Annotated in this window: 10 protein-coding genes; 4 read left to right on the top strand and 6 right to left on the bottom strand. The window is 64.7% G+C overall.

Annotated features, from left to right (window positions below):
- Positions 1-60: 60 nt before the first annotated feature.
- Complete coding sequence (locus UB31_RS36955) at positions 61-834, top strand: enoyl-CoA hydratase-related protein (RefSeq protein ID WP_044999773.1); 774 nt, start codon at positions 61-63, stop codon at positions 832-834.
- 21 nt (positions 835-855) lie between these two features.
- Here UB31_RS36955 and UB31_RS42375 read toward each other — a convergent pair whose 3' ends face one another.
- Together UB31_RS42375 and UB31_RS42370 are read right to left on the bottom strand one after the other, a co-directional pair.
- A complete protein-coding gene (locus UB31_RS42375) occupies positions 856-1032 on the bottom strand; it encodes a hypothetical protein (RefSeq protein ID WP_197087092.1) in 177 nt (58 codons plus the stop codon).
- A 9-nt stretch (positions 1033-1041) separates the two neighbouring features.
- Positions 1042-1275, bottom strand: a complete 234-nt coding sequence (locus tag UB31_RS42370; RefSeq protein ID WP_044999772.1) for a DUF6894 family protein — start codon at positions 1273-1275, stop codon at positions 1042-1044.
- A gap of 207 nt (positions 1276-1482) precedes the next feature.
- Here UB31_RS42370 and UB31_RS36945 point away from each other — a divergent pair, with 207 nt between their 5' ends.
- The 3 genes from UB31_RS36945 to UB31_RS36935 all read left to right on the top strand — a co-directional run bounded on the left by UB31_RS36945 (position 1483) and on the right by UB31_RS36935 (position 5634).
- Positions 1483-3555, top strand: coding sequence for a PQQ-dependent sugar dehydrogenase (locus tag UB31_RS36945; protein WP_045014405.1), 2073 nt, complete (start codon positions 1483-1485; stop codon positions 3553-3555).
- Positions 3512-4453, top strand: coding sequence for an SMP-30/gluconolactonase/LRE family protein (locus tag UB31_RS36940; protein WP_045014404.1), 942 nt, complete (start codon positions 3512-3514; stop codon positions 4451-4453). The genes UB31_RS36945 and UB31_RS36940 overlap by 44 nt, the downstream gene beginning before the upstream one ends.
- Before the next feature lie 155 nt (positions 4454-4608).
- Positions 4609-5634 carry a histone deacetylase family protein gene (locus UB31_RS36935; protein ID WP_044999768.1) on the top strand — a complete coding sequence of 342 codons (1026 nt, stop codon included), beginning with the start codon at positions 4609-4611 and terminating at the stop codon, positions 5632-5634.
- A 43-nt stretch (positions 5635-5677) separates the two neighbouring features.
- On the opposite strand, the gene UB31_RS36930 is transcribed toward UB31_RS36935, so the two are convergent.
- The 4 genes from UB31_RS36930 to UB31_RS36920 all read right to left on the bottom strand — a co-directional run bounded on the left by UB31_RS36930 (position 5678) and on the right by UB31_RS36920 (position 14376).
- Entirely contained in the window at positions 5678-6658 is a 981-nt protein-coding gene (locus UB31_RS36930) for an LLM class flavin-dependent oxidoreductase (protein WP_044999766.1), read from the bottom strand.
- Positions 6655-7386, bottom strand: a complete 732-nt coding sequence (locus UB31_RS36925) for a 4'-phosphopantetheinyl transferase family protein (RefSeq protein WP_044999764.1) — start codon at positions 7384-7386, stop codon at positions 6655-6657. Before UB31_RS36925 ends, UB31_RS36930 begins: the two co-directional genes overlap by 4 nt.
- A 236-nt stretch (positions 7387-7622) precedes the next feature.
- On the bottom strand, positions 7623-7790 hold the full coding sequence (locus UB31_RS42365; protein WP_015688246.1) for a hypothetical protein: 168 nt from the start codon (positions 7788-7790) through the stop codon (positions 7623-7625).
- Positions 7791-7935: 145 nt separating this feature from the next.
- Positions 7936-14376, bottom strand: coding sequence for a non-ribosomal peptide synthetase (locus tag UB31_RS36920; RefSeq protein WP_045014403.1), 6441 nt, complete (start codon positions 14374-14376; stop codon positions 7936-7938).
- Positions 14377-14421 lie beyond the last annotated feature (45 nt).

The following is a 14421-nucleotide window of genomic DNA, read 5'->3' as shown; positions in this document are numbered from 1 at the left end:
GCGAGGCGCACGGACAATGGCACATTGCCGCCAACGAGAACATCCAGAGGGAGAAGCGACATGGCAGGTGTGAAACAGGCGCGGGATGGCGCGGTCGGGATCTTGACGCTCGACGAGCCGGCAAGCCTGAACGCGATGACGCCGGACCTGCTCGGCGCGCTCGCCGCTGCCGTGGCCGAGACGACGCGGGATGAGAGCATTCGCGCCCTGGTCCTGACCGGCGCGGGGCGCGGCTTCTGCTCGGGTCAGAACTTGAAGGCGTCGGAAGCGCTCGGCGAGGACATCGCGGCCGGCGTGATGCGCTTCTACTGGCCGGCCTTCAAGGCGTTGCGCGAATGCCGGGTGCCTGTGGTCGTTGCCGTCAACGGGGTGGCCGCTGGCGGCGGCTTCAGCCTCGCGATGGCAGGCGACATGATTGTTGCGGCGCGGTCAGCGAGTTTCATCCAGGTGTTCAGCCGCATTGCGCTGGTGCCCGATCTCGGCTCGACCTGGTTGTTGCCGCGGCTGATCGGCCGGCAACGCGCGCTCGAACTGATGCTCTTGAACGAACCACTCACGGCCGAGCGCGCCCAGGAGATCGGCCTGGTGCGGCAGGTCGTCGACGATGCGAAGCTGATGGAGGAAGCGTTGACCCTGGCGCGCCGCCTGGCGGAAGGTCCGACGCGCGCTCTGGTCGCGACCCGTGCGCTGGTCGAGGAGAGCGAGCACGCGAGCTACGAGGCCCAGTTCCGCCGCGAGATCGAGCTTCAGGCCGGGATCCGGAAGAGCGCCGACGCCGTCGAAGGCCGCAACGCCTTCGTCGAGAAGCGCAAGGCGAAGTTCACGGGCAAGTAGGGGTGGAGATGCGGGCTGCGCTCAAAGCCGGCGGTCCAGCCGGCTGGCCTGATACTTGGCGTGCCATTTTGGGCCAGGCCCGCGCATGTAGTGAAGTTCGGGGCGGTAGGGGTTGCCCGCGATGCTCAGCAGCTTCTGCCATTTGCTGGCGACGAAGTTCAGGGGCTGGCGGAGCAGGCTCAGTGAAGCGATCAGCACGGCATCACCTCAATGCGGCTTGCCGAGCATGGCGATGAAGGGGAGATCGAAAATCTCCTCGCCGTCGTCGCCGCTGACATGGATCACCCAGTCGCGCCAATCCTCAGAGCCGGGCGTCTGGATCATCGATTGCATGATCTGGGCGGCGCGGTCGCGCGCCTCGTTCAGATTGGCGACGGCCGTGCCGTAGCGATCAATCAGGGTGCCCTCGGGATTGGAGCAGTGGAAATACATCTGAACCATATACGCCTCCTGTAGAGAGCGACTAGGACGGCACACGGATACCATCTGAGGCCTTCGCGAAACATTCGGGTCGAGCCCGGTAAGGGAATCTACGGAGATTGGTCGGGACGAAGGCCCCTGCGGGTTTGATCACAAGGGGGTGTTGGTCAACTGGACGGCGTTCCCGCGGCATGGAACAACTTTGGACGGAAAGTCCGGGAGACCACCGTGAACCACCTCACATTTTGGCGTGAAAGCCGAAGCCTGCGCGCATGCGCGGGCGCCCTGGTGGTCCTCCTGACTCTTGCCTCGGTAGGCTCATCTGAACCGGCCCGCAAGAGCGGCTATGCGCTCGGTCTGGAAACCTGCGGCAGCGGCGATCTCGCCTTTCCCAAAATCCAGATCGACATGAAGGCGGGATTTTGCGCCGGGCTCGTCGCCAGCGAAGAGGACCATCTGAAATTTCCGCGTTCGATCATTCAGGTGCCCGGTCGTGATCTCTTCGTGGTCGCCGACATGGGCGGTTGGGGCCACACCGACGGCAGGTTGCTGCTGCTCGATCCGCATGCTCCCGAAGGCCAGCGGTTCAAGGAGCTGTTGACCGGTGTCGAATATCCGTTCGGCCTTGTGATCGGCCCGGATAAAAAGCTCTATGCCTCGACCGCCGAGACCATCTTCCGGTTCGACCCGCTCGCGGACAATCCGCGCAGCTCGGTCGAGACCATCATCCGTCATATGCCGGGCCGCCGGATCACGCTGCCCGATGGCACCAGGCTCGACGAGAGCGCGCACCCGCTCAAGCAATTCGTGTTCGACAAAAGCGGCCGGCTGTTCGTCAATATCGGCGCCCACAGCGACGACTGCATCACGCAGGCCCCGATCACGAGACCTTGCGCGGCGGCTGAAGGCGCCTCCGCCATGGCCGCGATCTGGCTGTTCACGCCGCCGTCAGGCGGCGTCTTCCCGGCGCTGAAGTCGAACGATCCGGATCAGCCACACACCGTCTATGCACGCGGCTTGCGCAACTCGATGGCGCTGGCGCTGCATCCGAATTTCCCCGACGACGGCTACGCCTTCCTACAAGGCGAGAACGGCCGAGACCTGCCCGATATCTTCAAGCCGAACGAGGAGATCAACGCGATCGAGCAGGGCAGGCATTATGGCTGGCCCTATTGCTTTGACCTGTCGACGCCGAGCCCCGAGTTCAGAAGCGTGCTGCAAGCGGGGACCTACAAATCGCTCTGTACGGCCAACGCGCTCTACAGGCCGCCGTTCTCGCTGCTGCCGCCGCACGGCGCGCCGCTGGCGATGCTCTATTATCACGGCGCGAAATTCCCGGAGCTTGAAGGCAAGCTCCTGATCGGTCTGCACGGCTATCGCCCGACCGGCAGCCGCGTCCTCGTCTACGACGTCGATGACCACGGCTTTCCCAAGCCGAGCCCGGCGCCGGTGCGCTATCACGTGAGTTGTGCGGCCGACCCGACCCGCAGTTTCCAGACCGACGCCGGCGAGGTCGCCGCCGCGCCGTTCGAGGAGCTGATCGCCGGCTGGCACCGCGTCAACGGTGCGCGACCGCAGGGCGCGCCCGTCGGCATGACGGTTGCGGAGGACGGCGCGATCTGGCTGGTCGAGGACAAGAACCAGACGGTGATCCGTATCGATCGCGCGGCCGGCGATCCGCCGCCGCCGCTGCCCTGCGACACGCGTAGCCAGGCGCTGATCGACCAGCTTGTAGCCTTCGTCACTAAGGACGCGCAGAACCGGATCCGGCTCGCCACGCTGCGCAAGGGCCTCGTCGAGAAGCACTGCCTCGGTTGCCATTCCGATTTCGGCCTGAAGCCGGGACAATCTGACGCGGACAAGGACTCAACCGTGCTGCGCTTCGTGCTGTCGCAGGATGGTTGGATCTATCCGGGCGATCCCAACTCCGGCAAGTTGCGCACGCGGCTGCGTGGCATCGGTGCAGAGAAGCTGATGCCGCCGGGTGGCGAAAACCTGCCGAAGACCGAGTCCGGTTACACGGGCCTGCTCAATACCGCGGACCTGCTCGTAGCAAAGATGGTTTCGGGAACGCGGATGCTCATCAAGCTTGGCCTGCCGCAGCGCAAGTTTTTCAGCAAGGCGAACAAGGAATGCGGCGAAATACCGGCCGCCAAGGTCGTCGTCGTGACACAAAGGAACGCTGTAGACAAACCCGGCTTCAGCCGCTTCTTCCGGCCGGCCGATCCCTATCTGAATGGCGAGTGCAGCGACGACGATGGCTATTACATCCGGCAGGAATTTCTGGTGCCTGTGCAGTAGCATTTTGCTCGTGATCGCGACGCCGCTGACTGCGGCCGAGACGAAGCTGTTCGAAAGCGTGCAGGTGACGCCTGCAAGCGAATATACGTTTGGCATCGAAGGGCCTGCCGCCGATCTCGACGGCAACCTCTTTGTCGTCAATTTCGGTAAGCCCGGCACCATCGGCAGATTGCCCGCGGGCGGTGCGGCTTCGGAAGCCTTCACGGCACTCCCCGACGGCAGCGTCGGCAACGCGATCCGCTTCGCGCGCGATGGCACGATGTTCATTGCCGACTACAAGAAGCACAACATCTTCGCGATCCCCAAGGGCGCCACCGAGCCCGCCGTCTGGTTTCACTCCGACGAGATGAACCAGCCCAACGACATCACGATCGCCCGCGACGGCACGATCTATGCGAGCGATCCGAATTGGAAAGGCCGGGAAGGTCACGTCTGGCGCATTGCGAAAGCGGCTGATGGTTCGGTGCAGGGACAGGTCATGACGGCGCCGCGGGCGATGGGCACAACCAACGGCATCGATCTCAGCCCCGACGGCAAGACGCTCTATGTCGGCGAGTCCAGCAACGGCCAAGTCTGGTCGTACACGATCAGCGGCAACGCGCTCACCGATGGGAAGCTCGTCAAGGCATTCCAGCCGGACACCATCGACGGCCTGCGCACCGATGTCGTCGGCCGCCTCTATGTCGCGCGCATCCTCAAGGGCACGATTGCGCTGATGAAGCCCAATGGCGCGGTTGAACGCGAGATCGTGCTGAAGGGCAAGGAGCCGACCAACCTTGCCTTCGGCGGCAGCGACGGCAAGACCGTCTTCGTCACCCAGCGCCAGGGCGGCTTCATCGAGTCCTTCCGCACCGATCAGCAGGGCCGCGAGCACTGCCTTCAGCGCGGGCGCTGCTGAGCATCAGAGGCGGTTTGCTTCCAGCGCAGAACAGCCCGGCAGGGACGGCATTCTTCTTGCTTGCATCTGGCCGCCGCAGGGATTTAGACATCTGTGGCGCCGTCAAAGAGCGCCAGCTTACGCTGCCGCCGAGCATGCGACCACGGAGTGTTTGAGTGAAAGCCGTCCATACCGAACTGCACCGCAGCCACGATCCGCAATTCTTCCTGGTTCGCGGCGTCGTCAAGCGCACCACCGAGCAACCCGAGCGTGCCGATCGTCTGCTGAAGGGCTTGAAGGACGGCAAGCATCAATTGGTCGAGCCGACCAAATTCGGGCAAGGCCCACGCGCGCGCATTCACAGCCCGGAATATCTGTCGTTCCTGAGCGAAGCCTGGGATGCCTGGAAAGCACTCGGCGATTCCGGCCCGGAGATGATCGGCAATATTCATCCGGTGCGGCATGCGGCGACCTATCCGACGCATATCGTGGGCAAGCTCGGCTGGCACACCGCTGATACTGCCGCACCGATCGGCCCCGGCACCTGGGCCGCGGCATGTGCTGCGACCGACGTTGCCGTCACCGCGGCTCAGATGGTGATGGACGGTGAGGACACGACTTACGCGCTCTGCCGCCCGCCCGGCCATCACGCCTATCGCGACATGGCCGGCGGCTTCTGCTTCCTCAACAACAGCGCGATCGCGGCGGCACATCTGCGGCTCAAGCATGAGCGCGTGGTGATCCTCGACGTCGATGTCCATCACGGCAACGGCACGCAAGGCATTTTTTACGCGCGGCCGGATGTCTATACGGTGTCGATCCACGCCGATCCCGTTGCGTATTATCCCTATGTGTGGGGCTACGCGCATGAACGTGGCGAAGGTCCGGGCCTCGGCACTAATCTCAACATTCCCCTGGCGATCGGCACCGGCGACGACGGCTACATCCAGGCGCTGGACGTCGCGCGCAAGGCGATCGAATCCTTTGCGCCCGGCGCCCTCGTCATTGCGCTTGGCCTCGATGCCTCCGAGCACGATCCGCTGAAGGGTCTCGCCGTCACCACGCCAGGCTTCCGCCGCATCGGCCAGGCGATTGCGAAGATGGGCCTGCCGACCGTGTTCGTGCAGGAGGGCGGCTATCTCTCGGATATTTTGGGCGCCAACCTGACCTCGGTTCTTGCAGGCTTCGAGGAGGCGCGCTGAGCGCCATCTTCGCCTCTCCCCGCAACCGGAGAGAGGGAGACGTTCAAAACATCCCGCTTGCCGCGAGCGCCTTGCAGACGTGCTGCATCTCTGCGTCATCCGCGACCATGTCGAGCATGATTGTGGTCAGGCCCTTGGCCGCAAATTCCCTGAGCTTCGCGCCGATCTCACTGTAGCTGCCAACGAGGTAGGGACAGTCGGCCTGGAAAGTCAGGAACGGCAGCAGCCAATAGCCATTGTCCTGAAGCTCGCCGCTTTGACCCTCATACAACCGTCGCTTCCAGACGGAATCGCTGTTCTCCACCGTGAGCGCGAGCAGCTCGCGGTCGTCGGAATTGTCGCGGAAGCGCGCCTTCGCCGCCTGCCGCGCCTCTTGGCTTTCCTCGCGCGCAAAAATCCCAAAGTTCATTCCGGGCGCGTTGAGGCTGCAATCGAGATCGGGCGGCAGCATCTGCATTTTGATGCAGCCGGTCTCCGTCGCGACGCGCTGCGCCGCTTCCGATTGGCCCGCGATCAGGAACTCCGGCATCAGCACGGCCGGCAGGCGCGGCCGCAGTTGCAGATTGCTTGCGCGATAGAACCGGCCGTCGACATTGACCGGGCGCGGACTTGAAAGCAGCTGGCGCACCAGCGCGATGAACTCGCCGAGGCGGAGGTAGCGGTCGGCATGCGATTGGTCGTCGCCGAGCCCCTGCAAGTCGCTGACCGCGGTTCCCGTGATCATGTTGAGATAGACCTTGCGGCCGTAGAGCTGCGCGAAGGACGAGACGAATTTCGCCGCGGTGAACGGGTGCATGTAGACGGGATTGACGGCGATCAGCGGCGAAGATCGCGTCGTCGTTGCCAGCATGTGCTGGGCCATCGCCCAGGGCTCGACGAACACGTCATTGCCTTCGAACAGCAGAATGCCCTCAAAGCCGTTGCGGTCGGCGAACTCTGCCACCCGCATCAGCTCGCCGACATATTTTTTGGGATCGCGGTTGCGCGAGATCGCGGGAAAGACGCGCAGCCGCGGGGGCGTCATTCAGCCGCTTCCTGGAACGGCCAGGCGTTGCGGGTGATGGGAAGGCCGCCGGCCGCGCGCGATCCGTCGGCGATCGCCAGACGATGCGAGGGCGATGGCGAGCATAGCGAGAAGCGCCAGCCTGCGGGATCGTCGGCGATATCGGGCTTGAAGCTGATCTCGATCGCCTCCCGCGACACCTGCATCGCGAACGCATCGAGCGGCAGATTGAGCCCGAAACCCCTGGCCTTCAGATAGGCTTCCTTCAGCGTCCAGTAGTCGAAGAAGCGCTCGATCGCGGCCGGCTCCGGCAGTGTGCGCAGCGTCTCCACCTCTTCCGGCGCAAAGAAGCGAAGCGCGGTCGACAGCGGTGCGACGCGTCGCGATACGGTCTCGACGTCGACGCCGACGGCCTCATGCCGGGATACGACGCAGGCGACACAGCCGTCGGCATGGGACAGACTGAAATGCAGTGCTGTCGAAGTGGCAGGCGCTGCGACAAAGGGCCGGCCGTAGCGGCCGGCCGCAAAGGACCAGTCGGTCGGCGCGACATCAGGTTCTGCGTGCGAGAGCGCAAGGCGCAACATGGCGTGCGCGAAGATATATTGCCGCTGATGCCGCTCGAACATGAAGCGGTCGGCGCGTATCCGTTCGTCGACCGAGAGCAGGCGCCGGCAGGCACTGACCGCGCCCGGCGTGTCAATGCTCTCGATCAGTCCGACAAACAGTTCAATTCCGGTGTCTGCCATCAATTGGGCCCATAGCGTCAGGCGGAGGCCAAATCCGGCCCTGACGGAAGTATCAACTGAGCAAGAATCAACTTGAGTGGACCGCTTCTAGCGGTCCACCCGGGCGAATTCTTGTCGATTGCTGGCCGGTTTACAGGCGCAAGCTTGTGCGAGACCCCAACTCGACAGGCGAGCGGCCCAAGTTCGAAAGGTGAAGTCTGAAGAGAAGATTCGTACGGCGTCCCGGCCGACGAGTCTTACTTTTTCTTCTTGGCCTTCTTCGACCCGCCCAGCACCGAAAGGCTGGCGTCGACGTCCTTCAGCGCGGACTGAAGCTTCTTCTTCTCGGCAGCGAGCAGCTTTTGCAGGGCCTTGCGGTCCTTGTCGCTCAGCGAGGTACCCTTGGTAAATTTGATGAAACCCATAATGACACTCCCCCGGTTGAAAATAATCGTCCAAATCAAAAACGCAGGAATAATCTTGCGCGGCAAGCGCCAAATAATCAAGATGCAACTTGATCATTCACAGCTTTGGCGAGTGAACCTGTGTTCGGCACGGACCGACGGCCGGTCATGCCGCTCTCCGATCGAGCAGCCGGCCGAGCGGCGTATTGGGTTGGGCGATGGCCGCCGCCAGCAGTGCGACGAGATCCTCAATCCAGGCGCCGACCATGCCGCCGTCGAGCAAGTCGCCCTTGTAATTGCAGGAACCGGTGATGCCGGTCGGACGCTCCTTCAGCATCAGGGATAGCCAGGTTTGGTCGATCGGCAGCACCGGCTGGCCCTCGCGCGCGACGTTTCCTGTCGATCGTACCGTGACATCTGGCAAATCGAGCGGCTGGCGCAGCGGATTTTGCAGGGTGAAATAGACCTGGAGCAGCGAGGACGGATCAATTCCCTCTCGCTCGAGATGGTCGGCCAGGATGTTGAACGGCAGCTCCTGCCGCGCATGCGCGTCGAGCACGCCCTGGCGCACCCGACCCAGGGCCTGCGCGAACGACAGCTCCGGCGTGATTCGGCTGCGGACGATCACCGTGTTCTCGAACGGGCCGACGATCCGGTCGGTGTCCGGCTGGCTGCGATTGGCCATGGCGGTGGCGACCGAAATGTCCGTCCGTCCGGTCCGCGCCAGCAGCAGGGCTTTCAGGCCAGTGAGGAGACACATGAACAGCGTGGCATTGTGTTGACGCGCAAAGGCCGTGAGCCGGGCGACCAGCTCGCGCTCCAGGCTGAGCGGATGGTGACCGGTGGACGCGCCCGGGCTTGATTCGCCGTCGAACACGGGGACCGCACCGCGTAAGGCGTCCGTCCACTCGGCGGCCTGCCGCCGGGCCGAATCAGTGCCGCACCACCAGCGCTGCCAGCGCGCAACGTCCGAGAAGGCGAGCGGCATTTTTGGCAAGGGGACGGACGGGTGTCCGGCCAGCGCGGCATAACGGTTGGACAATTCCTCGAACAGCACGCCGATCGACCAGCCATCGGCAATGGCGTGATGCAGTGTCAGCAGCAGGATGTGATCCTCGGCGTGAAGCCGCAGCAGCCGCGCCCGCAGCAGCGGTGCCCTTGTGGCGTCGACCGGCATATAGGACTCTTGCTCGATCAGGAGCTCGATCTTCCTGCGCTCGAGGGCCTTGCGCCGCTTGTTGTTGTGGTTCTGCCCATCGCCAATGGTCTCGACGGTCAGGACCGGGCCGAGCGTAGCGGGCGCGACGATGCGGCTGACCGGCTCCTTGCCGCTCCAGCCGAACGCCGTCCGCAACGATTCGTGGCGGCGCACGATGTCGTCGATGGCCTGCGCCAGCTTGCGTGGATCGATCGGGCCATCGAGGTGGAAGGCGAAGGGCAGGTTGAACAGCGGCAGATCCGGCAGGTTCGCCTCGATCCGCATCATCTGGTCCTGCGCGATCGAGAGCGTGGGAGGTCCGCTGTCGGCCAGCCGCGGCACGCTTGTCGGAGGCTTGCGCGGTTGCGCTACCACAGCTTCATCGACCCGCCGGGCAAGCTCCTCGACCGTTGGCGCTTCGAAGATGGTCTTGATCGGCAGTGAGACCCCGAGCGCGCGGGCCACGCGCGCCATCGCCTGGCCCGCCAGCAGCGAATGGCCGCCGAGGTCGAAGAAATTGTCGGTCATACCGAGACTCTCGACCTTCAGCAGGTCGATCCAGATGTCGGACAGCACCTTTTCGGTGAAGCGGCGTGCCGGCACGGCCGCCTCGGTCCCCGCGGTTTCCTGTTGCGCGGGTGCCAGCAGTGCGGAGCGATCGACCTTGCCATGGGCATTGAGCGGAACCTGATCCAGGAACAGGAATGCGGACGGGATTGCATGGCTTGGCAACCGGCTTTTGAGGAAGTCGCGCAGCGCGCTGGCGCTGGTCTGGCTGCCGGCTTTGGCAATGACATGGGCGATCAACCTGACATCGCCATTGCTGTCGCGACGCGGCTCGACGATGCCTGCGCGCACGCTCTCGTGGTCGGCGAGCGCGTTCTCGATCTCCTTCAGCTCGATGCGGTAGCCGCGGACCTTGACCTGGTGGTCGGCGCGGCCGAGGCATTCGATCGTCCCATCGGCGCGGCGGCGGGCGAGGTCGCCGGTCCGGTACAGCCGGTGACCTGCCTGGCGCGCGAACGGATCGGCGATGAAGCGCTGCCGGCTCTGCGCGGGATCGTTGATATAGCCGCGGCCGACGCCGGCGCCGCCGATGCAGAGCTCGCCGACCACGCCGACCGGCTGCGGCTCCAGATTTGGATCGAGCACGTAGAGCTGGGTGTTGGGCAGCGCCGTGCCGACCGGGACATTGATTGTCGTCGCGGCTGGCGCCTTGGTCAGCCGATGCAGGGAGACGTCGTCGGAGCATTCCGAGGCGCCATAGGCGTTGATCAGCGGCACCTTCGGGCAGCGGGCGAACCAGGCACGGCAGAGGTCGACCGGCAGCGGCTCGCCGGTCGAGATCAGGACCCGCAGCTTGGAGAAGGCGCGCAGCATCGGCGCCTCGTCGAGGCGTTCCAGGATCACGCGGAGCAGCGACGGGACAATCTCGAGCACCGTGATGCCCTCGCGCTCGATCTCGCGTGCAAGCAGGATCGGGTCCTGCACCACCGCATTGCCGCAGACATGGACGCGTGCGCCGGCCATCGGACCGGCCAGGAACTGCCAGACCGAGATCACAAAACTCTGGGGCGCGGTCTGGGCGATCACGTCCCTGGCCGACAGGCCGAGCTCTGAAATCAGCGACGCCAGATGGTTCGACAACCCGCGCTGCTCGATCATGACGCCCTTCGGCGCGCCGGAGGAGCCGGACGTATAGATGAGATAGGCAAGACTTGAGGCCGCGCGCCGGGCCGCGCGGGCCGGCTTGGTCGATCCGAGCGCGATCGCATCTTCGAGCTCGGCCACCAGGATGCGCTCGACCAGCGGCTCGAGCAGCGCTTCGACCATGGCGGACTGCGCACGCCCCGTCAGCAGCACGCGAGTGCAGCTCGATCCGAGGATAGTCGTGAGCCGCGACGGCGGCTGCTCGGGATCGAGGTTCAGGAACGCGGCGCCCACGCGCTGCACCGCGATCATTGCGGCAAGCAAATCGGGCCCGCGGTCTGCAAGCAGCGCGACCACCGTCTCTGCACCGACGCCTTCGCGCGCCAGCCAGCGCGCGATGGCCTGGCTATGGCGTGCCAGCTCGCGATAGCTCACGGATACATGGCCATCGGATATCGCCACGGCATTCGGCGTCTTCTTCGCCTGCCGGTCGAAGCGTTCGCAGAGATTGCCGCGTGTCGTGAAATTGGCAGGCGTGCCTTTCGTCAGCAATCGCCGGCGTTCCGCCTCCGTCAGGAGCGGCAGGCGCGAGATGTGCTGCTCCGGATTTGCGATGACCGCCTTGAGCAGGGTCTCGAACTGCGCCGCCATGTCCTCGATCGTCACCGCGTCGAACAAATCGGTGGCGTATTCGAAGAAGCCGGTGAAACGGCCTTCGGCCTCGACCAGCTCGAGCGTGATGTCGAAGCGTGCGACTTTTGGGTCGACCTCCAGCCGGCGCGTCGATAGGCCTGGGAAGCGCGCGACCTCGATCGATGCGTTCTGGAGGATGAACATGATCCGGAACAGCGGATTGCCATCCGTCCTTCGCGCGATCTGCAACGCGCGCAGGACTTCCTCGATCGGAAGGTCCTGGTTGCGATAGGCATCGAGCGTGACCTGGCGCACCCGCCGCAGCAGCTCGTCGAAGGTCGGGTCGCCGCCGAAATCGTTGCGCAGGATCAGGGTATTGGCAAACAGCCCGATCAGGCGCTCGCTTTCGATCTGGTTGCGGTTGGCGATCAGCGATCCCGTCGCCACGTCCTCATGCGAGGTGTGGCGGAACAGGAGACACTGGAACACCGCGAGCAGCGTCATGAAGGGTGTGACGCCCTGATCCTGGCTCAGCGCCCTCAGATCGGCGGACAAGGCCTTCGAGAATTCGAGATAGTGACGGGCGCCCTGGCCGCTCCAGACTTCGGGCCTCGGCCGGTCGGTTCGCAGCGGCAGCGTGGTGACGCCGTCGAGTTGCGTCCGCCAATAATCGAACTGCTCTTTCGCCGCCGGCGTTTGCGCCCAGCTCTGCTGCCAGCGCGCAAAATCGCGGTATTGGAAGGTGTGCGAGGGCGGCGCTGGCGCGCTCGCCTTGCGCGCGGCGGAATATTCGGCGGCGAGTTCCTCCCAGAACAGCCGCTGTGACCATCCGTCGGTGACGAGATGGTGGACATTGACCACCAGCGCGTGGCTCGACTTGTCGAACGAGAGCAACGTGACCTTCAGCGGCGGTTCGCTGGCAAGATCAAACGGATATTGCGCAAGCTTGAGCGCCTCGCGCCTGACGACCGTGGCCTGCTTGTCCGCGGGGCAAGGCTTGAGCTTGATCCGCTCGAGCGGCGGAGACTGAAGTACCCGCTGCAGCGGCTCGCCCTGGCTTTCGATGAAGACCGAGCGCAGCGCCTCGTGGCGCTCGCAGATTGCGGCGAGGCTTGCCTGAAGCGCGGAGAGGTCGATCGGGCCCTTGAGCAGCGCGACCTCGACCACATTATAATTGTAACGCGTCGGATCGAGCCGCGAGAGCACATACATCCGCTGCTGCTGGAACGACAGCGGCGCATCTCCCTCATCGGTCGCGGTCCGGCCCCAGGCCGGCAGCATCGCCCCACGATGGGCCGCGGCGGTTTCCAGCCGGGCCGCAAGCGCCGACACCGTGGCGCAGTCAAAAATGTCCTCGAACGAGAAGTCGACGTTGAAGCGCTCGCGGAGCCGTGAACGCATTTGCGTTGCCGCGAGCGAGTCGGCACCGAGCGCAAAGACGTCCTGATCGACGCCGACCTGCGGCAGCTCCAGCAGATTGGCCCAGATGTCCGCGATCTGGGTCTCCAGCGCAGTTTGGGGCAGGTGTGTTTCGTCACTATCATTTGCGGCCGAAATCAGCTCGGCCAATGCGTTGCGCTTGACCTTCCCGCTGGCGCCTTTCGGCAGCGCCGCTACGCTGCGGATCAGGCTCGGCACCTTGTAGGCGGCGAGTCGTTTGCGCGCGAACTGGCGCAACTGGTCCGAGCTCGCCTCGGAATTCGCCCGCAGCACCACGACGGCGGCGACGTTCTCGCCAAGCTTGGGGTGCGGGACGGCAAAGACTCCGGCTTCCAGCACCGCCGGATGGCTCAGCAGGATCTCTTCCACCTCCAGCGGCGAGACCTTCTGCCCGCCGCGGTTGATGACGTCCTTGATGCGGCCGACGATGAAGAGATAACCGTCGGCGTCGAGATAGCCGAGATCGCCGGTCCGGAACCAGCCGTCGCGGAATGCGGTCTGCGTTGCCGCCTCGTCATTATAGTAGCCGCGGCTCATGTTCGGCCCGCGCAGCACGATCTCGCCATGCGCGCCGCTTGCAAGCCCGCGGCCGACCTCGTCCATGATCGCGATCTCGGGACCAGCGGCGCATCCGACCGATCCGATCTTGCGCAGCTCGAACGGATTGGCCGCGATCTGCGAGGCCGCCTCCGTCATGCCGTAGGTCTCGAGCACGGGAACGCCGAACGTTGCCTCCAGCCCGTTGAGGATGGCAGGCGCAAGCGAGGCCGAAGCCGAGCGGATCACGCGCAACGACGACGATCTGGCGCGGTCCGGGTCCGCTTCCGCCGCCGTCAGTAGCGCGCGATGAATGGTTGGCACGGCCGTGTACCAGGTCGGTTGCAGCGTCCGCATCCAGCCAAAGAAGGACGATGCGTCGAAACCGTTGGTGCAGATGACGCTCGAACCTGCGGCCAGCGCCGTCAGCAGGCCGGAGATCAGCCCATGGGCATGAAACAGCGGCAGGACATTAAGGAGACGATCGTGCGACGTGAGCGACAGCACACGCCCGGCATTGGTGGCGGACAGGCACACGTTGCGATGCGTCAACGTCACCATTTTCGGCCGCGCCGCCGTGCCTGACGTCAGCAGGATGAACGCGTCGTCGTCGCCGCGCGCAGCGCCGCTTGCACAGGCCGGACCGACCGTCGGGCCGATGAATTCGCAGCCGCCGAGATTGGTCTCAGGCCCCGGCATGAAGTCGATCACCGCGATATCCAGCGCCTTGGCGACGTCGCGGCTCGCTGAGTTCATGTCGGCCCGGGTGACGAGCGCCGTCAGCTTCAATTCGCTGAAATGGCGTTGCAGCTCGTCCGCCGTCAGGTCGGGGTTGACGGGGATACAGGCACAGGCCGTCGCCACCGCGATCAGCGCCAGCGCGCTGTCGGCCCCGCGCGGCAGCGCAACGGCAATCCGGTCGGCAGGTGCAATTCCGAGCCCGCGCAGCGTGCGGACCAGATGCTCGGTCCTGGCGCCGAGCGCGCCATAACTCAGGGGCGGCCGGCCGGGGGCGAGGAGGGCGGGCGCCGTCGGTGTCCTTCGCGCGTAGTAGTCGAGAAGACCGCCGACATGCGCAAAGACCTTCGTTTCGGCGCTCAAGCTGGCCGAGACCTCTCCCGCTCCGTGTGTAACGTCCGACAATTCCATTCCTTTTTGGTTCGATTGAGCTATTCTTCCAAGAACTTAGGGAAC

It is taken from the genome of Bradyrhizobium sp. LTSP849 (genome assembly GCF_000938255.1).
GTDB lineage: Bacteria > Pseudomonadota > Alphaproteobacteria > Rhizobiales > Xanthobacteraceae > Bradyrhizobium.
Note: the sequence above shows the minus strand (reverse complement) of the source record. Positions and strands in the feature narration are given on the sequence as shown.

Excerpts from the sequence above, each read along its gene's own strand:
- UB31_RS36955 (WP_044999773.1), top strand. The coding sequence starts at position 61 with ATGGCAGGTGTGAAACAGGCGCGGGATGGCGCGGTCGGGATCTTGACG.
- UB31_RS42370 (WP_044999772.1), bottom strand. The coding sequence starts at position 1,275 with ATGGTTCAGATGTATTTCCACTGCTCCAATCCCGAGGGCACCCTGATT.
- UB31_RS36940 (WP_045014404.1), top strand. The coding sequence starts at position 3,512 with ATGGCTATTACATCCGGCAGGAATTTCTGGTGCCTGTGCAGTAGCATT.
- UB31_RS36930 (WP_044999766.1), bottom strand. The coding sequence starts at position 6,658 with ATGACGCCCCCGCGGCTGCGCGTCTTTCCCGCGATCTCGCGCAACCGC.
- UB31_RS36925 (WP_044999764.1), bottom strand. The coding sequence starts at position 7,386 with ATGGCAGACACCGGAATTGAACTGTTTGTCGGACTGATCGAGAGCATT.
- UB31_RS42365 (WP_015688246.1), bottom strand. The coding sequence starts at position 7,790 with ATGGGTTTCATCAAATTTACCAAGGGTACCTCGCTGAGCGACAAGGAC.
- UB31_RS36920 (WP_045014403.1), bottom strand. The coding sequence starts at position 14,376 with ATGGAATTGTCGGACGTTACACACGGAGCGGGAGAGGTCTCGGCCAGC.